Annotated in this window: 7 protein-coding genes; 3 read left to right on the forward strand and 4 right to left on the reverse strand. The window is 52.1% G+C overall.

Annotated features, from left to right (window positions below; all coding sequences use genetic code 11):
* Window positions 1–407 precede the first annotated feature (407 nt).
* Together HX778_RS08445 and HX778_RS08450 are read left to right on the forward strand one after the other, a co-directional pair.
* Window positions 408–1,886 carry a SulP family inorganic anion transporter gene (locus HX778_RS08445; protein ID WP_054628790.1) on the forward strand — a complete coding sequence of 493 codons (1,479 nt, stop codon included), beginning with the start codon at window positions 408–410 and terminating at the stop codon, window positions 1,884–1,886.
* An 18-nt stretch (window positions 1,887–1,904) separates the two neighbouring features.
* Window positions 1,905–2,732, forward strand: a complete 828-nt coding sequence (locus HX778_RS08450; protein ID WP_176981778.1) for a universal stress protein — start codon at window positions 1,905–1,907, stop codon at window positions 2,730–2,732.
* A 59-nt stretch (window positions 2,733–2,791) separates the two neighbouring features.
* On the opposite strand, the gene arsC is transcribed toward HX778_RS08450, so the two are convergent.
* Genes arsC through HX778_RS08465 form a run of 3 tightly spaced genes read right to left on the reverse strand, consistent with a single transcriptional unit; the run spans window position 2,792 to window position 4,885 of the window.
* Window positions 2,792–3,217 (reverse strand): glutaredoxin-dependent arsenate reductase, encoded by a 426-nt coding sequence (gene arsC / locus HX778_RS08455; protein ID WP_000065802.1) that lies wholly within the window; start codon window positions 3,215–3,217, stop codon window positions 2,792–2,794.
* A gap of 12 nt (window positions 3,218–3,229) precedes the next feature.
* The gene (locus HX778_RS08460; RefSeq protein WP_000922628.1) at window positions 3,230–4,519 is read right to left on the reverse strand and encodes an arsenic transporter; all 1,290 of its coding nucleotides are present in this window, start codon (window positions 4,517–4,519) and stop codon (window positions 3,230–3,232) included.
* 45 nt (window positions 4,520–4,564) lie between these two features.
* Window positions 4,565–4,885: a transcriptional regulator gene (locus tag HX778_RS08465; protein ID WP_000941305.1), complete on the reverse strand. Its 321-nt coding sequence runs from the start codon at window positions 4,883–4,885 to the stop codon at window positions 4,565–4,567.
* An 86-nt stretch (window positions 4,886–4,971) separates the two neighbouring features.
* Between HX778_RS08465 and arsH the strand changes: the two genes are divergently transcribed.
* Entirely contained in the window at window positions 4,972–5,676 is a 705-nt protein-coding gene (gene arsH / locus HX778_RS08470) for an arsenical resistance protein ArsH (RefSeq protein WP_000130816.1), read from the forward strand.
* A gap of 32 nt (window positions 5,677–5,708) precedes the next feature.
* Here arsH and HX778_RS08475 read toward each other — a convergent pair whose 3' ends face one another.
* Complete coding sequence (locus HX778_RS08475) at window positions 5,709–7,112, reverse strand: ISNCY family transposase (RefSeq protein WP_054628792.1); 1,404 nt, start codon at window positions 7,110–7,112, stop codon at window positions 5,709–5,711.
* Window positions 7,113–7,187: the final 75 nt, after the last annotated feature.

The following is a 7,187-nucleotide window of genomic DNA, read 5'->3' on the forward strand; positions in this document are numbered from 1 at the left end:
GTCAAGGCTAAGTAGAGATGTCCGGGGTGGGGCAAAGTTCAAATGTCCTTTGATAATATTGAATTCCTGGATAAAAATCGCATCTTAACCTCTTCGTTTGAGTACCTTGTTGGGTTGACCCCGTATTCGCTTTATTTGTAGTATTGGGCTGCTTTGAAGTGTTTCATGTTCAAACGCGACGTGTTCTGTAAGTTCTTCCTGACAACAGAGCCGACAATATATACACATCCGCTATGGAGAATCTGACAACCGCTATGCGTATTACGCCACCCTGAGTTTTTCCTTCCTCTGTCGTACTGAGCAAGCCTCAGCACGCACTCAATAACATCCCGTCTGCGGATGTGCTTTACCGTACGTAAAAATGTAGCCCTCCAGGGCTGACTGTATCTAAAAACTGAGAAATTACTATGTTGCTGTCCTCGACGCGTAAGGACTGGCTGGGTAACGTCCGTGGTGACGTTCTGGCCGGTATTGTTGTCGCGCTCGCACTCATTCCAGAAGCGATCGCCTTTTCCATTATCGCCGGTGTTGATCCCCAGGTGGGCCTCTACTCGGCGTTCTGTATTCCTCTCGTTATGGCCTTCTTTGGCGGACGTCCGGCGATGATTTCGTCCTCCACCGGTGCAATGGCTCTCCTGATGGTGACGCTGGTGAAAGATCATGGCTTACAGTATTTACTGGCTGCCTCCATACTGACCGGGGTATTCCAGCTGATAGCCGGATATCTGAAGCTTGGCGGGCTGATGCGTTTTGTTTCACGCTCAGTGGTCACGGGGTTTGTTAATGCACTGGCAATACTGATTTTTATGGCCCAGTTGCCTGAGCTGACCAATGTGACATGGCATGTTTATGCCATGACTGCGGCAGGGCTGGGGATCATCTATCTCTTCCCTTATATCAACAAAACCATTCCTTCACCGCTTGTGTGCATCGTGGTGCTGACTGGGATTGCCATGTGGCTGCATCTGGATGTGCGAACCGTCGGGGATATGGGGAAACTTCCCGACAGTCTGCCGGTCTTCCTGCTCCCGGACGTGCCTTTAAATCTTCAGACGCTGCTCATCATCCTGCCATATTCTGCGGGGCTTGCGGTGGTTGGCCTGCTTGAGTCGATGATGACCGCCACTATCGTGGATGACATGACCGACACGCCAAGCGACAAAAACAGGGAGTGCAAAGCTCAGGGCATCGCGAACATCTGCACATCCTTTATCGGAGGAATGGCAGGCTGCGCGATGATTGGGCAATCTGTTATCAACGTAAAATCCGGTGGACGCGGACGACTTTCAACCCTCACGGCGGGCGTGGTGCTGCTTTGCCTGATTGTGTTCCTGCGCAACTGGGTCTCCCAAATTCCGATGGCAGCGCTGGTCGCGGTGATGATTATGGTTTCCATCGGGACATTCTCCTGGCGCTCCATTGCCAACCTGCGGACACACCCCCTTTCAACCAGCGTGGTCATGCTTGCCACCGTCGCGGTTGTGGTGGCAACACATAATCTGGCCTTCGGTGTGCTGACCGGTGTACTGATTGCTTCGCTCAATTTTGCCACTAAAGTATCCCGGTTCATGCGTGTAACCTCAGTTCTGGAGGGGACGAGCCGGACGTATACCGTCACCGGCCAGGTATTCTTTGCATCAGCAGACCGCTTTACGAGCCACTTTGATTTCCGTGAAGCGATTGAGAATGTGGTGATAGACGTTTCACATGCCCATTTCTGGGACATCACGTCCGTCAGCGCCCTGGATAAGGTGGTCATTAAGTTCCGCAGAGAGGGCGCCGGGGTTGAAGTACGTGGGATGAATGAAGCCACCCGCACCATCGTTGACCGGTTTGGTGTTCACGATAAACCTGAAGAAGTCGAAAAACTGATGGGCGGTCATTAACAGACTGGAGGGAAAACTATGAATAATACTGTTACAGCCTGTGTGGACGGTTCACTTTCAACGCGGTCAGTGTGTGAATATGCGGCGTGGGCAGCCCGCACTTTGCAATCACAGCTAGCACTGTTGCACGTTATCGAAAAAGACAGCACCCCGGTAGTGTCAGACCTGACCGGCACTCTCGGCATAGACAGTCAGCAATTGCTGACCGATGAGCTGGTAGAAATTGAAGGGCAACGTAATCGCCTGCTGATGGCCCAGGGGAAAGCAATACTGGAAAGTTGTGCTGAACTGCTTCAAAAACAGGGAAGCCCGGATGTGCTTTTGATGCAAAAACACGGTACACCGGATGAAGTTCTGGCAGAGCTGAGCGACCTTCGTCTCATGGTGCTGGGGCGTCGGGGTAGCCAGCATCCGGTAGGCTCTCATCTGGAAAGCGTTATTCGTCTGCAAAAGAAACCCCTACTGGTTGTTCCGGAGAACTACTCAGTGCCTTCCAGAGTCATGCTGGCTTATGATGGCAGTGAAGAAAGCAGGAGTAACCTGGAACGTCTGACGATGAGTCCCTTACTCAGGGGGCTGGAGTGCCACCTTGTCATGGTAAACGGTAAGAAGGAAGAGCTGCTGACCGCACAGCAAATTTTACGTGACGCGGATATAGAAAACAGCACAACACATCTTACCGGGCAATCAGTCGGGGACGCGCTTATTCGTTACGCCGAGGAAAATGCTGTCGATCTGATAGTGATGGAGGCCTACGGTCATTCCAGGTTGCGGCAGTTCTTTATCGGTAGTCATACCTCCGAAATGCTGCAAAAGACGCAACAACCGCTTCTTATCCTCCGTTAGCACTGATTATCTTAAATAAAAAAGGGCGAGTTCTCTCGCCCTTCGTCACAAGAACACGTTTAGTTCAGCCGGTTACCTTTTTCATCAACTACCTTCTCACCGTCCTCTTTCGTGAACGCGCTTTTCTGCGCATCGGGAAGAATATCCAGCACGACTTCAGAAGGGCGGCATAGCCGGGTACCCAGCGGCGTTACCACGATAGGGCGATTGATCAGAACAGGGTGCTGCAACATAAAATCGATTAACTGCTCGTCAGTAAAGCGGTCTTCCGCCAGCCCTAACGCTTCAAAAGGTTCGACATTCTTACGCAGCAGCGCTCGTACCGTGATCCCCATATCCGCAATGAGTTTTACCAGCTCAGCTCGTGATGGTGGGGTTTCAAGATAATGAATAACGGTCGGCTCTGTACCGCTGTTGCGGATCATTTCAAGGGTATTGCGTGACGTGCCGCAGGCCGGGTTGTGATAAATGGTAATGTTGCTCATATCAGTATCTCATTACAAAGTGAAAGACAGACGAAGCGCCAGTGCTGCAAGCGTGACAAACAGCACGGGGATTGTCATGACAATGCCCACCCGGAAGTAATATCCCCAGGTAATTTTGATATTTTTCTGCGACAGAACGTGCAGCCACAGTAACGTTGCCAGACTGCCGATAGGGGTAATTTTTGGCCCCAGGTCGCTGCCGATGACGTTGGCGTAAATCATCGCTTCTTTGATAACACCGGTCGCTGTGCTGCCATCAATCGACAGCGCCCCGACCAGCACGGTCGGCATATTGTTCATCACTGATGACAGGAAGGCCGTCAGGAAGCCCGTACCCAGCGTTGCCGCCCACAATCCCTGCTCTGCCAGCTGATTCAGCAAGGAAGAGAGATAGTGGGTCAGACCGGCATTTCGTAAGCCGTAGACCACCAGGTACATCCCCAGCGAGAAGATAACGATTTGCCAGGGCGCACCACGCAGCACCTTACCGGTGTTAATGGCATGCCCTTTTTTCGCAACAGCAAACAGAAGCAATGCACCAGCGGCTGCGACCAAACTGACCGGTACGCCCAGCGGCTCCAGTCCGAAGAATCCCACCAGAAGCAACACCAGAACCAGCCAGCCGGTTTTAAAGGTATTCACATCACGTATAGCGTCTTTCGGTTCTTTCAACAGAGAAACGTCGTAAACGGCGGGAATGTCCTTACGGAAAAACAGATGCAGCATCACCAGCGTAGCCGCAATCGCGGCCAGGTTAACCGGGACCATCACGGCGGCATATTCTGAGAAACCAAGCTTAAAGAAATCCGCCGAGACGATATTCACCAGGTTTGAGACAATCAGTGGCAGGCTTGCCGTGTCAGCGATAAACCCTGCGGCCATGATAAACGCTAAGGTTGCCCCCCGGCTGAATCCCAGCGCCAGCAGCATCGCGATAACGATAGGTGTCAGGATCAGTGCCGCACCGTCGTTGGCAAACAGTGCCGCAACCATCGCACCAAGCAGGACGATCCAGGTGAAGAGCAGCCGCCCCCGGCCATTCCCCCAACGGGCAACGTGCAGCGCGGCCCATTCAAAGAAGCCGGATTCGTCGAGCAGAAGACTGATGATGATCACGGCGATAAAGGTGGCGGTCGCATTCCACACTATCTGCCAGACCACCGGAATATCCCCCAGATGAACGACGCCAGTCAGCAATGCCAGAATTGCGCCCAGTGAGGCACTCCAGCCAATCCCCAGCCCTCTGGGTTGCCAGATAACCAGGACGAGCGTGAATAAAAAGATAGCACCAGCCAGTAACATCAGAAACTCCATTCACATTTGTTTATTCGGATATATATATCGCCATCAGCAGGAGACAGATGCCACGCTACTGAGCTTGTTGCGTATGTTTTCTCGTTCACAGTTCCAGGCTGTATCAATAATACCCGCAGCCCATGCTGGCATGTGTGGCGACAGTCGGTAATGCACCCATTTTCCTTCGCGACGGTCGATGACCAGCTCGGCTTCACGTAAAAGGGCCATATGGCGAGAAATTTTTGGCTGAGACTCTGCGGTTGCCGCACAGATGTCACAGACGCACATTTCACCGGACTCCCTGAGAAGCATCACGATAGTTGAACGGGTCTCGTCGGCGAGCAGTTTAAAAAGCTGAACAGGCTGTAGCATGCTTAACCTCGTAAAAAAATAACAATACATATGGTATTTCATATGTGATAACTTTTAAAGCATAGCTTATGAAATGGAGATTTTTTATGACCGACTTACCAGCAATCGAACCGGCTTATTTTGATGATGCGCTTGCCAGCAAACTTACGGGCAACAACGAAACCATGCCGCGAATTCTCATCCTGTACGGTTCAGTACGAGAGCGGTCCTACAGTCGTTTTGCAGCGGAAGAGGCCGGGCGGTTGCTGGCAAAGATGGGGGCTGAGGTGAAAATATTTAACCCATCCGGTCTGCCGTTACCCGATGATGCGCCCGAAAGTCACCCCAAAGTGCTTGAACTCCGCGAGCTGGTCAGGTGGTGTGACGGAATGGTCTGGAGTTCTCCGGAAAGACATGGCGCCATGAGCTCGGTGATGAAGGCCCAGATTGACTGGATACCCCTGAGTGAAGGTGCTGTTCGTCCTTCCCAGGGTAAAACGCTGGCCGTCATGCAGGTTTGTGGTGGTTCACAGTCGTTTAACACGGTCAATCAGATGCGGATACTTGGCCGCTGGATGCGGATGTTCACCATCCCCAATCAGTCGTCAGTGCCAAAGGCATGGCAGGAATTTGATGATGAAGGGCGCATGAAACCCTCACCCTGGTATGACAGGATTGTCGACGTTACCGAAGAGTTGTTCAAAATGACGTTACTCCTGAAAGGGCACACAGCCTACCTGTCCGACCGCTACAGCGAAAGGAAAGAGAGTCATCAGGAGCTCGCGGCACGGGTCAATCAGGCCAAAATCTGACAGCCAGGCATGCCCGGATGGATTACCGGGCTTTAAATCGGTTTCTTTCCAAATATCTCTTCAGAGCGTGACTGAAGTTTCACCAGGGCATTGAACATATCGTCCTGATCAAGGGAGCGCTGAGATTTCTTCGTTGTGGGGGCTTTACGCCTGCGTGAAGGACCGTCGCCGGATGGAACGGACTGCGACCGGTTATTATCCCGCTCGGCCTGGACCAGCTGCGCCATTTCCAGGGCCCGCCCCAGACGTTTGTTGTCCACAATGGCCCCCTGATCGATTTCAGAAAGCTTGTCATAGGTGGAGTAGGGAAGTGACACGCCATTAAGCCGGAGCTCTTTATGTCCATCCGGGTAATGCCAGACATCGATGTATTTACCAATCGCCCGACGACTGAATTCGCTGTCTTCAATCAGATAAAGGACTTTGTCGTACTGCACTGTGAGTGATTTCGACACTTTACGAGCTTCACGCCAGTTAAATACCATATCAAGATCATCATCGACATCCAGTTCCCGATGAACATCAAACGCCTGGCGAGGCGCTTTTGCGAAACGACGGTTGTAATCGTTCATGAACTCTTCGGCAAATGCGTTCGCAGCTTCCATGGAACTGATACCCTGGAGCCTGAGCTCCTTGACCAGGCGGTCCTGAAGCGTTAGGTGCGCCCGTTCAACGCGGCCTTTGGCAGCACTGGTTTCTGCACAAATGGTCTGAATGTTCAGTTCATGCATCGCACGGCCAAACTGGGTATCGCCGTCGCCGCCGGTTGCGTTTTTATTGTTGATCCTGAATACACTGGCTTTGTCGCTGTACAGTGCCAGCGGCTTGCCATGTTTTTCAATATAGCCCCGGGTCGCTTCAAAATAGGTGAAAGTAGACTCAGATTTCACGAAAAGAAGCTGCATTAAACGACTGGTTGCGTCATCAACGTAAACCAGCGCCGTACACTTAGGTCCCCGGTTTTCAAACCAGTGGTGGTCGCAGCCGTCGATTTGTATGAGTTCACCGGCACAGGCACGGCGGTAACGCGGCTGCTGAATTTTTGGCGCACGTTGCTTACGTGGGACCCAAAGACTGGCCTGAGTCATCAGTTTACGGACGGTTTCTTTAGAAAGATGAACACCGTGAACCTCAGACAGCTTTTCACAGGCCAGTGTCGGACCGAAATCGTTGTAGCGCTCGCGAATAATATTCAGCGCGTATGCGGCCAGTCCCAGAGGCAGCTGATTGTTGCTGGATTTACCACGACGGCGGCTGGTCATGCCAAGCGGACCATCTTCACGATAACGCGCAAGCAGACGGCGGCACTGACGGTCGGAGATACCAAGCTGCTGAGCTGCCATCTGTGTTGTCAGACGCCGGTCGATGACGTCCTGAATGATCTTGAGTCTGTTAACTTCATCCAAAGTGAAAAACTCCGCTGCGAGAGCCGTCATGGTAATCCTTACTTGATTATACACGCCGGACATCTTAACTTAGCCATTATCGGACATTACAACTTTGCTACTACA

This window comes from Cedecea sp. P7760 (assembly GCF_013386425.1).
Lineage (GTDB): Bacteria > Pseudomonadota > Gammaproteobacteria > Enterobacterales > Enterobacteriaceae > Cedecea > Cedecea selenatireducens.

What these genes read in the sequence shown, in the direction of transcription:
- HX778_RS08445 (WP_054628790.1), top strand. Translation starts at nt 408, where the DNA reads ATGTTGCTGTCCTCGACGCGTAAGGACTGGCTGGGTAACGTCCGTGGT.
- HX778_RS08450 (WP_176981778.1), top strand. Translation starts at nt 1,905, where the DNA reads ATGAATAATACTGTTACAGCCTGTGTGGACGGTTCACTTTCAACGCGG.
- arsC (WP_000065802.1), bottom strand. Translation starts at nt 3,217, where the DNA reads ATGAGCAACATTACCATTTATCACAACCCGGCCTGCGGCACGTCACGC.
- HX778_RS08460 (WP_000922628.1), bottom strand. Translation starts at nt 4,519, where the DNA reads ATGTTACTGGCTGGTGCTATCTTTTTATTCACGCTCGTCCTGGTTATC.
- HX778_RS08465 (WP_000941305.1), bottom strand. Translation starts at nt 4,885, where the DNA reads ATGCTACAGCCTGTTCAGCTTTTTAAACTGCTCGCCGACGAGACCCGT.
- arsH (WP_000130816.1), top strand. Translation starts at nt 4,972, where the DNA reads ATGACCGACTTACCAGCAATCGAACCGGCTTATTTTGATGATGCGCTT.
- HX778_RS08475 (WP_054628792.1), bottom strand. Translation starts at nt 7,112, where the DNA reads ATGACGGCTCTCGCAGCGGAGTTTTTCACTTTGGATGAAGTTAACAGA.